We start from the raw sequence: 16,718 nt of genomic DNA on the forward strand, positions 1-16,718 counted from the left end.
ATGTCATCAGATAGATTAGATAGAGATATTAAGAGAAAATTCCTAGAAGCTCTACTCAAGCTTCCTGTAACAAATACCTCTGAGGGGCGAAAGAGCTTGTTATCTGGATTACCCCCAGTCGCTTTAAACAGAAGCGAAGGAAACCCACGGTTGGATTTAGATATGATTATCGACCAATTCGTTAATCTTGGGCGTAATAAAGATTCAGGTGTGCGACCATTAATTGTCATTGCCGAAAATGCTCAGGATCAAGTTGATTCTGAATATGCTTTGTATTCTATATTTCACGAAATTATTCAAGAACTAGTAAAATACTATGGAGGGGAACCTCCAAGCAAGAAACTCCCACCAATCGATTTGGGACTAGAACCAGAACGGTTGCTCTTTGAGGGGCGTGATGAGCGTGTAAAGTTTGATTTTTTGCAAAAAGCTTTGGAAGTGAGTAAAAGCGTTGCGCGATTAACTGTTTATTCCAGGTTGAATGGAAAACCGATTGTTAATGCTCGTGGTACGGAAGATGGTTATTATGGCACAGGATGGATCATTGCTCCTGGTATTTTAATCACAAACCATCATGTGATTGAAGCACGAGACACTCATGAAGAAAAGGCAACAGAGGAAGACTTGCGGCTACAGGCAGAAAGTATAGTTATTGACTTTGATTATTTCAAGGAAGGTGGGGAGCGTAAAGAGTATAAAGGTGCAGAGCTTTTGGCAAGCGATCGCCACCTTGACTATGCCATTGTTCGTCTAAAGCAAGCGGATGAAATTCAAGATCGTAAACCATTAAAGATTATTAAGCAGCAGCCCAATTTGAAGCGTAGCGATCGCTTAAATATTGTTCAACATTCTGGCGGAGGCCCACTTATTTATGCACTTCGGAACAATTTTTATATAAAAGAAGGTGAAAGTTCTGATTTTCTGCGTTATCTAACAGATACCGAAGGTGGCTCTTCTGGTTCTCCGGTACTGACTGACTTCTGGCAAGTAATTGCTCTACATCATGCGGCACAACGTCTCGAAAAAGGAGAATCATACCCTCAACTAGATGTTGCAAAGCCCGGTCAACCTAGCGAAAAAGAAGGATATGAATCTATTTTCTGGCAAAACGAGGGGATTACAATTCATGCAATTCTCAGTCATTTGCCATCAAATCTACAAAAGGAGATCGATGTAGCACAGGGATGGATATAAGATTATAGGGAGATGCTGGGGAAGGATATTTCATAGTAAGTAGAACGGCGTGAATGATTCAAGGTTTGTAGTGGGGACTTTAGTACTCTCTTAAGTGCTTTAGCCCTTACTACAAGCCAATTCAATTAAATTTTACATTACTTAATGTACTTTGTTTTTTTTCTCGGCGGCTTACTTAAGAGTAATGACCAAAACAATTATCAATTCGCAATTGAAAATGCCAGTTGTGAATTAATTGCCTAAAAGTAGGTGCAAACCCTCACTAATTGTCTTAATTACGAATTGGTTTGACGAACAAGGAGAAGTATGTAAGTTGGATTTATCTAAAGAGATAGATTTTCGCATCTTAATTAATGCGATTGAGAATGCTTTCGATGTTAACGATTTGCAGGATTTGATCGACTTTGATCTTAAAATGTCACCGGGACAATTTATTGCTAATAATGCAACGCCTAAAGATGTTGCTAGGGCATTAGTTGAAGATGCCAGAAAAAAAGGAGAGATGAAGAAACTGGTTGAAACAATTTATGAGAAAAGACCTAATAATTCAAAAGTGAAAAGCTTTTATGTAGTTTATATAGAGAATTCAAAAGTCTTATTAAAAAAGGGTTTACTATCTTTATTTAAAGATAGCAATGAGTTAAAACGGCTTATCAAAAAAATACTTCAAGATATTAATTTTAAATCAATTAAATCTGAATTTTTTAACAATCTCAATGAGGATTTAGATAAGCTATTAGAACAATTGCAATTGGATAGTTTGCTTTGCTGTTTTATGCGTTGCTTATACACATACGCGTTACATGACTTAAATCAACAGGATAATATTAGGAAACTAGTTGAACTTGAGGAATTTTTTCCAGAAAAATGTGATATTACACAACCATTTCAGAAAGAACTTGCGAATGAAGACATGAAATATTACTTGCAGATATATGTTGAAAAAGCTGAAAAGGACATACTTAAAGTCAGTGCCAAAGTATGTCCCCAATATGAATTTATTGAATATGAATATGGCAAACATATAAATGAGGATTCAAATACACTTCTTAAAGATCGTATCAACCTCTTTATCGAAGCAGCGGTAAATCAAAGTAGCATTGAGCGAATTGAATTATTTCTCCCTTATGACTATTTAAATGAGAATTTATATTGTCTGTTACAAAAAGACTATTTTACAGATTATGTGGTAACAACCTGTTTTTCTGAGCATCTTACTTTTACTCCCAAAAAGGTAAAAAATGCTCTTGATTGGTATAAAAAAACTCCTTCCATTGAAAAGTTCTTAACATCTGCTTCAGGTAAATTGCAAAAAGGAGATGTTTTCAACTGTAAAATTTCAGATTTAAATTGCGAAGAGATTAAAAATAAGCTATATCCTATTCCTATCTCCAAAAGACCAATAGTAATAAAAATAAAACCACAGGAAAACGAAAATTATGAAAATAACTCAAAAGTTTCTTTCATTAATCAAGAAATTGCTAAGAAAATTATAATTAATCCTATCCAAATAATTATTTGGTCAACATCGGAGCCATCTGAACTTAATAATGGATATCTATTTGATGATTTTTTAGAAACTGATGAAATTTCTACTTTAGAAAATTTCTTTGACACTATCCGGCTACTTCGAGGAGAAGTTGATTCTGACAGCGAACCAGAAACAAAGCATTTATATTTAGGCTATCATTTAAATGTCTTATATACTAATATCTATGAATTGCAAAATCTTATAAGAAATAAGAAATCTTTGAATGATTCAGGTCTTGTAAACTTAGGAACTAGCAATGAATGATATTAATCTGTGGAGAATCTTTAGAAGTGATGCAGAACCACATGACGGCATTAAAAAGCTTCCACCACCACCACAATGGCGTAGCTTTGGACAAAACACAGGCGTTCAAAAACAAGAAGAAGAAGCACTTTGGGGAAAGTTTCAAGAGTACATCCGACGAATAGAGGAAAAGATAGATAAAAATATAATCAACAGTAACCGACAACGGGGTGAGAGTTTCAAAATGAATGAGAACTCTGCTGATAAAGATGATCCGATGTCTCTCGTTATTGATGCTGTCAACGCTGCCCTCTATCTACGTCGTCCCCTGCTTATCACGGGAGGAGCTGGTTCTGGAAAGACCTCTCTGGCTTATGCCATTGCTTACCAACTTCAACTAGGCCCAGTTTTGTATTGGCCCATTACCACGCGCACGTCCTTGCAAGATGGTCTTTATCGCTATGATGCGATTGCGCGGCTACAAGATACCCAATTCAGAGCGGCTCAACGGCAAGCCGACTTACAAAATCAACAGTTTAGGCAACAAAGCCTGCCTGCTGAACAACGGGAAGCAATCGGTGATCTTGATCAAGAGAGTCCCCAAAATATTGGGCGATATATTGAGCTTGGACCGCTTGGTACAGCTTTTCTACAAACTTCGTTTCCTCGAGTGCTGCTGATTGATGAAGTTGATAAGAGCGACATTAATTTACCTAATGACCTATTGTACTTGTTTGAAGAGGGACTATTTAAGATCCCTGAACTCGTTCGTATGTCTCGAAAGGATGAAGAACAAGTTGATAACATTCAAGAGAATGCCTCTCAAATAAAAGAGGAGGTTCAGGTCGGCACCTGTGAAGGAATCAGTACGATAATTAAAAAAGGTACTGTGCTGTGTGAAGCTTTTCCATTGATTCTTATGACCAGTAACGGAGAACGCGATTTTCCACCTGCCTTTTTAAGGCGTTGTGTGCGCGTAAGGATGCCAGATCCTACTGAGGAAGGTCTAAAAGCAATGGTTAAAGCCAAGTTAGGGGATGTAGAGAAACACGAATCCACAGTAAATAAGCTGGTTAAGGATTTCATAAACCTTCGAGAAAAATCAAGCGCTTTAGCAAATGATCAATTACTCAATACGGTTTATCTGATGACCCATGCTTATCAAGCAACGGATTCTACCGAATCAGCAGATTTGAGCGAAGGGAAAAAACGCTTGCAAGATTTGCTCTTAAAAACCCTAACCAGTGAGCAAGATAATCAATGATAGACTCTCTGATTATTGCCTTTAAACAGATTCAGCCAGATATAACATCTGACCAGATTGCAGAGATTCTCTGGCTGGCTTTGCAAAGACAACAAATTGTAGGAGAAGTCAGTCACCAAACACCCTCTGATGTTGAAAAGCTAGAAGAGGCTGAAAAGCTAGAAGAGGCTAAAAAGCCAGAAGAAGCTAAAAAGCTAAAAGAGCCTAAAAAGTTAGAAGAGCCTAAAAAGCTAGAAGAAGCTAAAAAGCTAGAAGAACAGGCAAAAACAGTTTCGGTTTATCCGATTGCAGCACCACGAGATAAAGATGATCAACCCATTCGGGTGGTGGATGTTCCTTCACTTCGAGAACCCCTCACCCTGGTTCGCGCTTTAAAGTCTTTAATGAAACAAGTTCCCTTTGGTCCGCCTGTGCTGTTAGACGAGGCAGCGACCGTGCGGCGTATTGCGGACGAGCAAATTTGGCTACCCGTCCTTACCCCTGCATTAGAACCCTGGCTTGAGGTTGCCTTGGTCATTGATGAAAGCCCTTCTGTGAAAATGCTCTGGCAAAAGACCGTCAAAGACCTGAAAAAGATTCTGGAGCAGTACGGTGCTTTTCGGGATGTGCAAATTTGGGGATTGGTTACAGTCAGTAGACCATCAAAGGTTAACAGCCAGCAAACTAATACAGATAATCATCGGACAGAAAATCTGAACCAACTAGAACAGGTAAAGATTCGACGGGAAATCTGGACTAATGTTGATGAACAACATTGTCGAGATCCCAAGGAATTGCTTGATCCCACTGGTCGGCGCTTGATATTGGTTCTCAGCGATTGCGTTTCATCGATTTGGCGGCAAGGTACTGTTCTGCCTGTGCTTGATCGTTGGGCTAAACATGGGCCTGTGGCAATTTTGCAGGTTTTACCAACGTGGCTATGGTCCAGGACTAGCCTGGAAGATGCCATAGACATAGAGGTTTGCAGCCCAACTCTGGGAGCGGCTAATCAGTATTTGCAGGCAAAAGCGACCTCCTTTTGGGATGAGGAGGTTGATTTTAATACCATGATTAAGGTTCCTGTACTCTCTCTAGATCCAGGGTCAGCTTCTAACTGGAGTCGGATGCTCATGGGAAGAGGAAGTATCTGGTCTCGGGCGGTTGCGTTTGAAAAACCTCAAGCAACTGGATCTTCTGAGTCAGAGGAGCCAGATTTAGCATCCTTGAGCGAGGAAGACAACCCAACGGAGTTAGACTATTTGCCTCCCGAGCAGATAGTCCGGCAGTTTCGTATGTCTTCTTCACCCACAGCTAAGAGGCTGGCAGGTTTTTTGGCAGCTGCGCCTGTGATCAATTTGCCTGTGGTGCGCTTGCTGCAACAGACGATGTTACCAGAATCACGGCAAGCTCATGTTGCTGAGGTGTTTTTGGGCGGATTGTTAAAGGCGATCGCACCTGTTCCCATTACAGAATCGACTAATCCTGAAGGAGTACTCTACGATTTTAGAGATGAAGTCAGGGAAATCGTGTTAAATACACTTCCTACCGTGTATCAGATTACAGTTTTAGAAGAAATTTCCAAGTATGTAGAAACCTGGTTAGGAAAATCCCTTAGCACTTTTGATGCAACGGTGAAGGAGACCCAAACTGATGTTAGCCGAGCTAATTTAGTTAAGCCATTTGCGAAGATTCGCAAGGAATTGCTGAAAACATCTCAGGGTAGTAGGTTATTTGAGTTATTAGACAAGGTTGTTCCAAATCTAAATTATCAAGAAGTTCTCAAAAATGGTGATGCTAGTCAAGAATTTAACCATTGGCAAATCCTCGATAATGGAGGCGATCACTGGCTAGTTGAGCATGGTCCTGGAGAGGAATGCCCGGCAACGCCAAAAAATACCAACTTTGTCACATCCTATGAATGGTGTAAAAAATCACAGTTGATCGATCTGCTACAATCTGGGTTAACGACTAAAGAGCTAGATCAAGTACCCGAAATTAATGTTTCTGACTGGATGTGTGCTAGGTCTGACTGTGAAAGTAAGTATTATTTGAAAGCAGAATTGCGAAATGCGAACCAGCAAGTACTGCAAATATACGAAACCGGTGAACTTGATGCTCCCTTAGAACCTGGTTGGAAGAACCCATTTAAAAAAATTGACCACACCTTCAAAGACTATGGCAAAAACCTCCGCTTCATTTATTTTGAACATGGAGGAAAAGATACAAAGTGGTGGAAAGGGCATTATGGCTCCAAGATGACAGGCGCTTCTGTCAAAGTCTATTCTATTCCTTCTGAAACTACTTCTAGCCATAGGACATTTCTTCCATCAGAAACCATAACCTTTGACGGACAGGATGACTATGTTAATTTAGGCAATCCAGACGTTCTGAATTTTGTCGGTCAAATCACGATCGAAGCCTGGATTAAACCTGAAAATATTAGTAAAACACAAAATATTGTGGCTCATGGTTTTCATAGAAACCCTGATGCTGAAGTTTTTCTCAGAATTGCTGAGGCTGAACACGAATATCAGATTGGCTTTTGGAATGGTGATGATCATAGGGTAGGCTATCCCATCCCAGATGAAGATATTGGAACCTGGGTTCATTTAGCGGGTAGCTATGATGGCGCAGTCTGGAAACTCTACCGCAATGGTATAAAAGTTAGTGAATCTATAGAAGCGACAGGGGTACTTCAAGTTAATGCAAACTGGGCGATCGCAGCCGCAGGAAATGGAACAGAGCGGTTCTTTCACGGTCAAATTAGTGAAGTTCGTATTTGGAACAAAGCTTGTTCTCAACAAGAAATTCAAGAGAATCAGTTTCGTCAACTCAAGGGTAATGAATTGGGCTTGGTTGGCTACTGGCCATTGGATGAGGGGAAGGGAACCACTACTCAAGACCGAACGAGCAATGGCAACTTAGGGCAAATTGCAGGCGCTCAGTGGAGCAAAACTACCGAACAAGAGATCGCCGCCTTGGTGGAACTGCTGCAATCAAAAACAGTGGATGAAGATACTCGTATGCAGGCAGTAGAAAGTTTAGGTAAAATCGGCACTGGCAATCAAACAGCAATCGAAGCCTTAGTACAACTGCTAGAATCAACTGATTTAGATAATGATATCCGTAGACTGGTAGCAGAAAGTTTAAAGCGAATCAACCCTGGTAATGGTTATTTTGAGGTTGTCACCGTTGACCGTCGTGGTGAAATCATCCAACAAGAAACCAAAACTGCCCAATACTTCACCGAGACTCTCAGCAACAACGTCACTCTAGAAATGGTGTCCATTCCCGGTGGCACATTCATGATGGGTTCACCAAAAAATGAATTAGAGCGCAGGGATTCAGAAAATCCTCAGCATTCAGTAACTATTCAGCAATTTTGCATGGGTAAATATCAAGTTACCCAAGCACAGTGGAAAGCCGTAGCAGCATTCCCCCAGGTAAATAAAGAGCTAGAAGCTAACCCATCAAACTTCAAAGGGGATCAACGACCTGTAGAGCAAGTCTCCTGGTACGATGCGGTTGAGTTTTGCGATCGCTTATCCGATCATACCAAAAGACAGTACCGCCTTCCCAGTGAAGCAGAATGGGAATATGCCTGTCGCGCTGGAACAACTACCCCATTTCACTTTGGCGAGACAATCACAACGGATGTTGCCAATTACAGGGGTACAGATGACGAAAGCCTGAAACGGTCAGGCTCTTATGGACGAGGACTAAAAGGTATCTATCGAGAAGAGACTACACCTGTGGGCAGTTTTGAGGTAGCTAATGTCTTTGGGTTGTATGATATGCACGGAAATGTCTGGGAATATTGTCTTGACGATTGGCACGAAAACTATGGAGGAGCGCCTAGAGATGGTAGTCCGTGGTTTAATAACAATAATGATAATTTTTTTCAAAAACAAGGAAGTGCCGTGCTACGGGGCGGTTCCTGGGACCTTGATCCTTACTACTGCCGCTCCGCGTATCGCGACCTTGGCAACGCGCGCGGCAACTACGATAGCACTATTGGTTTTCGTATTGTGTGCGCTGCCGGAAAGATTTTTTAGTAGCTCTTTATACTTTTATGATTTTGCCCTTTTCTCTTGTTTTCTATCTTTTTTTCTTGTTTTCTATCTTTTTTTAGTGTATCGAAGCGGAATGATCTAATTTTTTTTGAAATCAAGAGTGGGTAGAAAATAAATCAGGACTTACGCAACTGACACAATGCGATGGCTAATTGATAGTACATCAGTATTAATTAAATCCGATTCTGGAAGCTTACAGCTTGCATTAGTATTAACGAGAAGGTTTAGATAGATGAAACAATGGCTCCCTGCAATGCTTTTACCTCTTATTCTAGTGCAAGTACCAGTCCTTGCACAAACAGAGTCTGCACCTGAAGTGAATGAACAAAAGCCTGTAACAGCAGTAATACCTCAAACAACAAAGCCTGATGCAGTCCCAAAATTGCTGCCATTGAAGGGAACAGAACAAATCCGCCTTCAGCTAGTTAATTGTGGAGGGTGGCTAGACTGCGCTTTAGCTCGGCTACTGTTACCTACCAGCGCATATATCAATCAACGCGAACTTCGTTTTGATAATTCTACTTTGGTTCCTGTTAATATTCTCAACACAGCAGTAGTTGTAGAAGGTGACTTTACAGGCTATCAACTTAATAACCAAGCTATTTCTCTTTCTCAAGATATCAAAACCCTACCTGCCAACCAAATTATCAGCATCCCGCTCATCCTTGGGCGTTCTGCAATACCTCCCGATCAATATAATGGAGCAGTTTACCTGACCCTGCGAAATCGCAGCGATCGCCTTTCTCTGCCAATTAACCTAAGCGTTCGGAGTGGCCCTCTATTTCCACTGATTGCTCTGTTATTTGGTGTGGTTTTGGGCAGACTTTTCAAGTATATGCAGGAGCGCAGTGAGCCACAAGCAAAAGCACTCGAAGAAGTATACCGTTTGCAAGCAGATATTGCAGGGGCAAAATTAGGAGATCAGTATAAACAGTTATTAGCAGGTATGGTAACTGAAGTTCGCACACTTGTAGTCCGCGAGCGATTGGATGTTGTACCAGTTCAAGTGCAAACAATTCGTGATCGCCTCAAAACCCTAGTCAAACTGCAAGCACTAGAAGATCAGTTTAATGAGCAAGCACAGAATTCCTCTACTGATTTTCCTGCGGACGAAGACGAATACGTAAGAAAAATTAAACAAGCTCGACTACGTATTGCTGAGGGAAAAGATACCGATGCGAAAAAAGTATTAGAAGAAATTAGTTCAGACTTAGACAAAATTGGAGCGAGAGGAGCAGGAAATTACAGTATTGAAGTATATAAGCGATTGGTAGAAGATATTACAGTTGCAACTGATCACCTAAACCAACCGACTGGGGAAGCAAAGACTACACCCAGTCAATCAGGTAAACTCCAACAGCTTTTGGTTAATTTTTCTGGTGTATCTGATCAGGTTCGTACTGAAGCAACTTTCTGGGTGGTGCGTCCGCTACTATCTCTAACTTTGCTTGTTGGCTTATCGGCTGCGGGTATCAGCTCTCTTTATATAGAGAATGGCACGACTTTCGGTGCTAGACCTTTTGCTGATTATTTAGGATTGATTCTGTGGGGACTCAGTGCTGATGTTGCGAGTCGTAGCTTGAGTAATCTTCCAGGACTCTCAAGAAACACATTGCGTTGAGTCAGGAATGGGGGTGAGTTCTAAACCAAAAGCCAGACCTTTTTTCTTAAGATTATTAACTACCCGCTCTCGATACCGTTGCTCATAAACATCAACGCCAGGGTCAATAAATTGATCGCCAGAAGTCCAAAAATAGTCTAGCCTTGGATCTAACGGCGATGTCTTCAGTAGTAAACAACGCCTAACTAGATTTTTGCACCTGATAATTAACTACAGATATATTCCATTGCTTCTCAAACTTGCTGATTATTGCCCTCATGCTGGCATAATACTTGCTGTCTAGCAAATATTGAATTACCCACAATGGGGGGCATTCTCCAACGTTTGCTCTATCCAACCATTCAAATATCTCACTTTGATTTAATGACACGGGCGCTTGATTAGCGATCACAGAATTTAGAGAAAATTCATTTTGAGCGACGGGCGCGGCGGAATAAGTGCCTTCATGATCTACTTTATCCTCATCACCAGAAACCAAGTTTTCAGCCAACAAAGAAGCAGAAGGACGACTCGGTTCTATTTTTTGATATGCGATCGCTTCCTTGCAAGAAAATTCATTTTGTGCAACAGGCGCGGCGGAACAAGCACCTTCATGAGAGACTGCCGCCTCAACGCCACAATCCTGCTTTTCAGCTAACAACGAAACAGATTGACTTGGTGCATCATCCACAAGCGTTAGCGTCGTACAGTCCATTGCCACAGGCAATTCTTCAAGTTCTGACGCGCTTTCGATACGTTGAGGCGACGCGCCCCTCAAGGGCGCATGAGCCGTCTTCTCCTCATGCGGATTTTCAGTTGGCGCGTCAGAAGCAACTACCATACCAACAACCTTAGTTGGTTGTTGGTAGGTAGTTAACAGGTAGTTAGAAACGTTGTTAGGTTTTTGAAACCCTTGTAAATCCTCACTTTTTTGACCATTCTTTTGGAATGATTCCAAATCAGCATGGATTTGTTCCACTTTGGGGTGGTTTTCATTCCGTCTGGCGTGGTTGTTTTTTTCCCCGGCGTGGATGGCTTTCTCATCACAAGAAATGGTTTCCGCAGACGTGGACGATTCCCAGTAAAACCGATTGTAATAACCATGAAGGTTACGGACACGGTAGCTAATCAATCCTGGTCTGCCGGAAGGTAAGCGACCAAATACTTCCTCAAACTGAAATAATCCTTGGGCGCTTAACGCCGCCCCTGCTTTTTGCAAAGATTTGTAGGTGAGGTTAGTATCGAGTTTATGAGCAGAACCCCCGAATTGTTCAGCCGCCACGCTATCTAACCAAAGCTGCTGCACAGATGGAGGCTGTTGACGAACCCAGTTGATATCCTCAATCGATACTTTGCAATGTGGTCTAATCGATTTATCTGCATCTGCTTGTTTACGTAGACGCGAAGCGGCTTGTCCTTGGACATCGCTTCGCTGCTTGCTGCCACCGTTGATTGCTTTTAACGCTGTACTAGTCATATTCCCTCCTAAATTTTTCCCATGACAATGTGAGCGACATTGCACCCATGCCGCGTTTAAATTTTTTTAGCTATCTCAAGGCGAGTTTTTATTTACTGGTTTTCGCCCTTCCAGATTCGCAACTCATCTCGGAAATACCTGTCAGTCTTTTTTGATTGCTCCTTCCAGTGATCCCATGCCACCACTACTTCCTCGCCCAAATCCTCTACTACTTCACCCCTCTCGACATACAAAGTACGGTAGGGGTCGGCGTGGGCAACAATAGAACCAAGCCCGATAGTGTCTGGTTGAGAGGATACGCTCTGGAGTGCGGTAATTAAATTTGTTTCTTCACTGGTCAATTCCGCCCAATAGTCTTGTTTAATAACCTCATACTCTTGGGCAACATTCAAAAACTCCTGCCAAGTACACCCAGGTTTTGACAGTACCCGTCTGATATCACTAACAGCTTGGGGCAACATTTCTAATTGCTCGGCTCGATATGCAATCGCCTGTGGTGTTGGTTCACTTCCCAGAATTATTGCTGCGGCTTCGAGTGCTTGGGTGTTGTTCATCGCTTCGCTTAGGTTTTTCAACGCCATACCCATCAGCCGCAGACATTCTTGGGCGTTCTCCTTGGGTGGTTCAGCAGCTAGCGATCGCAAATCAATAGTTTTCTCCAAGGCTTGCTTTACCTGCTTATTCAACGCTTTAGTCGCTTGCTGGGTCATGGTATTTCCCCACTGTTGAACCGGATGCTGTTGTACGGCGTGTTCTAGCTCCTGAATGCGCTGCTGGAGTTGTTGATTCTCAGCCTCTAACTGCCGTAGTGATTCCATCTCCAAGAGCCGTTGCTGTAAATGGATATTTTCTTCTTTTTGTTGTTTAAAGAGTTGTTGCAGAGATTGGATTTGCTCTTGTACCTGGGCTTCAGCTTTAGCCCCTGCTTCTGCTTGTAGCCCAATTCTCAATTCCTGCTCTAGGCGCTCTAACTCTTGCTTGTGTTGCTCTTTGATTTGGGCGATCGCTTCCGTGTATTCTTTTGGGTATGTGCGCTCTGCTGAGAATGACACAATTGCGTCATTTAAACTAGTCAAATCAGCATTGTTTACCAGCAGCTTCTCACCATCACTGAAGGTAACAATCTGCTGATAGTTATTCGGTGCGTCTGCCTCAATCACCCCCGAATCCCCATATCTTGGATGTGAAAGGGAAGAAACAGTGACAGAATTACACAATTGCGTTTTGATTTTTTCTTGTTCTGTGCTACTGGTTCTAGTGGGTGACGTATTTTTTGGAACGACCTTCTGTACTGCTTTAGCAAAATCGGCGGCAGTGGGGAAGGGCTTTTCTTTGGCTGCGATCGCTACGACTTCCTGTAACTTATCAGGAGTTTTAATCAGCCGGAGTAAGGGGCGAGTTTGAGAGGGTTTAGTAATCTTTTCCCTGAGTTCCTCTGGCAGAGTATCAACTACTTTCTTCGCAGACAGCAAATCTCTGACCCGGCGATATCCTCCGTGTTTGGTCAACTCGCTTTCGCAGTAAGCTTCAAAGCTCTTGTGTCCACCATCTTCGTAATAGCCTTTGTCTCGCATCAGCCGCAGTTCTTCTATTGCTTGCCACTCGAACCTGTCTATAGCAGTGAAGGTTTCCTGGATGCTGGTGTTGAGAATGCCGTAATTGAACGCTAATGTTGTTTCGGAAGGGTTTAGTGTCAGCATATTCCTCTCCTATTCAAATAAATAGAAGAGGTGCTATAAACTACCTTTAGTAAATGAAAAATTATTTGTACCCTTGGTTTTACACCGCCAGAGCTAGTATTATTCTTTTTATTACAAGCACAGAGCAACAGAGATAGACGGCTATTAATAATACAACTGAACTCTGTACATAGTGCAGGGAAATTTGATACTGTTAAGTAAATCATAGCCTTAAACGTTGGTTATGTTCTGCCCCCACTGGTAGCCTGCAAAACTTCCCTGTGGGGTTTTTAATTTATGATTGCTGCGGACGCTTGAGAGTCTGAGCTTCCAATCCTTTATCTGTGCTGACTACTATGGGTGTCTGCATACTTTCCAATGAATCCACACATTTTGCAATGCCTCTATATCCCCTGAATGCAATTGCATATAAACCGATAGTTTCTGGTGTGTCATATTGTCAAAATGAGGTTAAATCATATATTCATAGTATAGGCAGTGCATAGAATAGTCAATGCACTGCCTAATTTTGTATATACACCCTATTTATGCAAAATCCCCCGACTCATCGTCAGGGGATATAGAATTAGTTTTTAAAGATTTACGAACGCGCTCACGCCAAAGCCTGAAAAACTGAAGCTCGTTTTTCAGGCTGCTAATTCCCCCAATACTTGCTCAACCCTTACTAATCTTTTTTCTAGCTCCTCTATTTTCTGAGATTCATTCTTTTGGGGAGAAGCTAAATACTGCTTCATATATTCAATTAGTAATTCTGTAGCTGAAGTATTATCTTCTTTAGCTTTCCTTATGAAAGCTTCTTTTAACTCATCATCTATTCGGATGTTTAGCTGACCCATACGCTTCCTGCATTTATCTGTCTATACATAAGACTAGCCCCATTTACTTGTCTATGCAATGCCTATGCTAGTTTTTTCATGACTTATAAGGCTTTTTTCAATTTTGCATATACAAAATCTAGAAAATATATTGACATTTGCATAGCACTTGTATATACTAAAGCTATGCAAACAAAAGGCGATCGCGAGGTCTGGACAACTTGAGCGATCGCCCTTTGTGAAAACCTAACCCCGTGTAGAGGCAGGAGATCCTCATTATGACGCAATCTGTTTACACACAACAAGCACCTTCAAGCTTCAAATTCAATCAAACAATAATCGCAAATACTCCCTTCAAAGACGAGCAAGCGATAGCCCAAGTTGAACTCGACAACTACATCGAAACCCAAGCCGAAGCTGTAGCCCCAACCCAAGACCCCCTGACTGCTCGTGATCGTCGGATTATTGGTGAGATTATCGAAGTTGAACCCGAATCCGTCCGTACCATCTGGATTGAAGGCGGAATCACAGTATGGGTTCAATTAATCGGTGGCGGACGGCTACCCTTCGACCGCAACTGGTTCGCTACACGAGTGGCGCAAGTAAAAGCGACTCTACCAGAGACACCCCTGGAACGGAACGAACGATTGAGCGATGAGCTAGAGAAAGCCTGCACTGCTTTTGGTCTGTACCACGGTGAGATAGATTGGTTAGGATTTAGCACCAAACTCTACCAAGACGGGCGTTTTGTCGGCTTCATCGGGTGCAATCAACAAGGTTGGTACACTCGACCAAGACAGTACGGGGTAAATCGGGTTGCTGGCAGTGCCAAAGATGTGATTGCGTTGTTGGGAGTCCGAGCGGCAGTAGCGGCGTAAGTTGCTGAAGGAAAAAGGGCGATTGCTGCCCCAAGACAAAAGCAATCGCCTTCAAAATGTAATCGCTTAAGAAATACCGATCATGGCATAAAGTGCAGCAAATAACCTCTTACTTCAAGTAGATGACTGCTACGAGAATATTCTTCTACCTGCTACAGATGCAAATGCAGAGGTGTAAGAAATCCCTGGTACTGCAAGTGAGAAAGGCGATTGCATACCAAACACCTGCAATCGCCACCCAAACGAAATTAGACAATCCAAATCATCACACACAGAATATGATTACCACACTTTCTCTTCAAGAGACGGAGTTGGAAGAGTTTCTTGACAAAATACTCCTACCTCCAACCGACCCCAACGCAGAGGTGCAAGAGATTCATGGCTACAAGCTGGTTTACGCTGACGGAGCCTGCCCCAGAAACTATCGAGTGTACAAGGGCGGCGATTCGATGATTGGGGTGATATTTCAGTACATTACGCACTGGTCTAACGGAGTGGATTCTCTTCGATACGCCCAGGCTGTAGATGCAGCAGTTGGACTAGACGACTTCATGAAAGTGGCAAGGGTATCAAAAGCGACTAAAGAACAACCACTCACGGAAGAGGAATTACTCGATAAAGAATTTGATGCGCTGACGAGTGACGAATGGGAGCGACTAAAGAGGTACGTTCCGCAAGCAAAACATTTGGTTGCAGCGTAAGAAACGGGGTGGGCGTTGCTGCCCACTTCCTCAATAAGACTGTTTTACTTACTTTACAAATATAGCAATGGAACCCATAGAAATACTGAAGCAATTCAACTCGTGCTACGTAAATATTCAGGCTATTGCACAAAATGAAACTTGGCTTTTGTTGATTGCAGAGAAAAAGATTGATCCAGAGGCAGCAACTCATTTGGGCGATGTGCTGCATTATTTGACTGAGGCAATGGGGTGCGTCGAAGAAATCGTTGAAGTCAAAACAGTTCAAAATTCACGCATTATCAATTCAAAATTGCTGAACTGCTGACTTATTAGTTAAAAGCAATTCCTGCACTGTCATAAATAGCTAAGTCGAACAGTATCCAGTATCAACGCAATTTTTAGCAACAACAACGCAATTATGGAAACAATCATTATCAACAATAGCGTCTTTCTCATTCCACCCAGCCAACCAAAACTACAAGCAAATTGCGCTAAAGAATATGGACAATTCCTTCTCGATTGTCCCCCAAAACTGACGATTCTAGAAGCACAAGCAGGAGGATATCTCAAAGGTAACAAGGCTGATTTTGCAATTGCAATCTCTCGCCCTGACCGTGCATTGACCATCAACGAGAACTTCACCAACGAGCCATTTACTGAGTTATGGGTGATTCCAGTTGCTGGCGGACTCAAAGACCAGTTTAAGGGGCCAGCCTCCATGCTGCTTAGTTTTCTAATCCACCGCCGCAGTAAAGACAATTTCGCTGGATTGTACAATCATTTCGCCCATCGCGCATTTCAATCGTGGTGCGAGGAAGGGATGCCCGGAGATCCAAAGGAGTTCTGTTATCAGGCGATCGCTTCGGTACTGAAAAACTACATTTTCTGCGCGGAGTTCCAAAAAGTGGAAGGGACGTTAGGAACGTACTGGTTCATCCAATGGTCGTACCGTAACCCACAGTCTGACTTTGAGAAGGATGCGCTCGAAGCGGCAGAGATGATTCGTAGTGGTGCGGAATCTGGGGCAACAGTTCACTGGGTAACAAATGAAACGTATGAACGCTGGGCTAGTAATGCTGTCACTGCACCAGCATTACCCCCGGTTTCGGAGACTGAGGTACGGGCATCTCTGCAAGGACAGAATCAAACTGTTATGCCGCAAGGTAACAAGCGGTAATTAGATACTACAACGGCGATTCACCTTTGAGTCGCCACTACATAATTTAGCGGTTCAAATAAGTAAATGAAAATCGGTACTGTCTCAGTTAGTTATTCGAGAAA

At 42.3% G+C, this 16,718-nt stretch carries 12 protein-coding genes; 9 read left to right on the plus strand and 3 right to left on the minus strand.

Annotated features, from left to right (window positions below; genetic code table 11):
- From G1O98_RS10710 to G1O98_RS10730, 5 genes are all read left to right on the plus strand, one after another.
- Complete coding sequence (locus G1O98_RS10710; RefSeq protein WP_163928770.1) at positions 1-1,194, plus strand: serine protease; 1,194 nt, start codon at positions 1-3, stop codon at positions 1,192-1,194.
- Positions 1,195-1,507: 313 nt separating this feature from the next.
- Complete coding sequence (locus G1O98_RS10715; protein WP_163928771.1) at positions 1,508-2,989, plus strand: effector-associated domain EAD1-containing protein; 1,482 nt, start codon at positions 1,508-1,510, stop codon at positions 2,987-2,989.
- Positions 2,982-4,232 (plus strand): AAA family ATPase, encoded by a 1,251-nt coding sequence (locus G1O98_RS10720; RefSeq protein ID WP_175586621.1) that lies wholly within the window; start codon positions 2,982-2,984, stop codon positions 4,230-4,232. Before G1O98_RS10715 ends, G1O98_RS10720 begins: the two co-directional genes overlap by 8 nt.
- A complete protein-coding gene (locus G1O98_RS10725; RefSeq protein ID WP_163928772.1) occupies positions 4,229-8,266 on the plus strand; it encodes an SAV_2336 N-terminal domain-related protein in 4,038 nt (1,345 codons plus the stop codon). Before G1O98_RS10720 ends, G1O98_RS10725 begins: the two co-directional genes overlap by 4 nt.
- 250 nt (positions 8,267-8,516) lie before the next feature.
- On the plus strand, positions 8,517-9,905 hold the full coding sequence (locus G1O98_RS10730) for a hypothetical protein (protein WP_163928773.1): 1,389 nt from the start codon (positions 8,517-8,519) through the stop codon (positions 9,903-9,905).
- A gap of 181 nt (positions 9,906-10,086) precedes the next feature.
- On the opposite strand, the gene G1O98_RS10735 is transcribed toward G1O98_RS10730, so the two are convergent.
- The 3 genes from G1O98_RS10735 to G1O98_RS10745 all read right to left on the minus strand — a co-directional run bounded on the left by G1O98_RS10735 (position 10,087) and on the right by G1O98_RS10745 (position 13,897).
- Positions 10,087-11,361 (minus strand): hypothetical protein, encoded by a 1,275-nt coding sequence (locus tag G1O98_RS10735; protein ID WP_243458399.1) that lies wholly within the window; start codon positions 11,359-11,361, stop codon positions 10,087-10,089.
- 92 nt (positions 11,362-11,453) lie between these two features.
- Positions 11,454-13,061, minus strand: a complete 1,608-nt coding sequence (locus G1O98_RS10740) for a hypothetical protein (RefSeq protein ID WP_163928774.1) — start codon at positions 13,059-13,061, stop codon at positions 11,454-11,456.
- 626 nt (positions 13,062-13,687) lie between these two features.
- The gene (locus G1O98_RS10745) at positions 13,688-13,897 is read right to left on the minus strand and encodes a hypothetical protein (protein ID WP_094346102.1); all 210 of its coding nucleotides are present in this window, start codon (positions 13,895-13,897) and stop codon (positions 13,688-13,690) included.
- A gap of 257 nt (positions 13,898-14,154) precedes the next feature.
- On the opposite strand from G1O98_RS10745, the gene G1O98_RS10750 reads away from it, so the two are divergent.
- The 4 genes from G1O98_RS10750 (at position 14,155) to G1O98_RS10765 (ending at position 16,614) form a co-directional block, all read left to right on the plus strand.
- On the plus strand, positions 14,155-14,754 hold the full coding sequence (locus tag G1O98_RS10750; RefSeq protein ID WP_163928775.1) for a hypothetical protein: 600 nt from the start codon (positions 14,155-14,157) through the stop codon (positions 14,752-14,754).
- Between the two features lie 164 nt (positions 14,755-14,918).
- Positions 14,919-15,455, plus strand: a complete 537-nt coding sequence (locus tag G1O98_RS10755) for a hypothetical protein (RefSeq protein ID WP_243458400.1) — start codon at positions 14,919-14,921, stop codon at positions 15,453-15,455.
- A 67-nt stretch (positions 15,456-15,522) separates the two neighbouring features.
- Complete coding sequence (locus G1O98_RS10760) at positions 15,523-15,762, plus strand: hypothetical protein (RefSeq protein WP_163928777.1); 240 nt, start codon at positions 15,523-15,525, stop codon at positions 15,760-15,762.
- Between the two features lie 93 nt (positions 15,763-15,855).
- Positions 15,856-16,614 (plus strand): hypothetical protein, encoded by a 759-nt coding sequence (locus G1O98_RS10765; RefSeq protein WP_243458401.1) that lies wholly within the window; start codon positions 15,856-15,858, stop codon positions 16,612-16,614.
- Positions 16,615-16,718 lie beyond the last annotated feature (104 nt).

Source organism: Nostoc sp. UIC 10630 (assembly GCF_010747425.1).
Taxonomy (GTDB): domain Bacteria; phylum Cyanobacteriota; class Cyanobacteriia; order Cyanobacteriales; family Nostocaceae; genus Nostoc.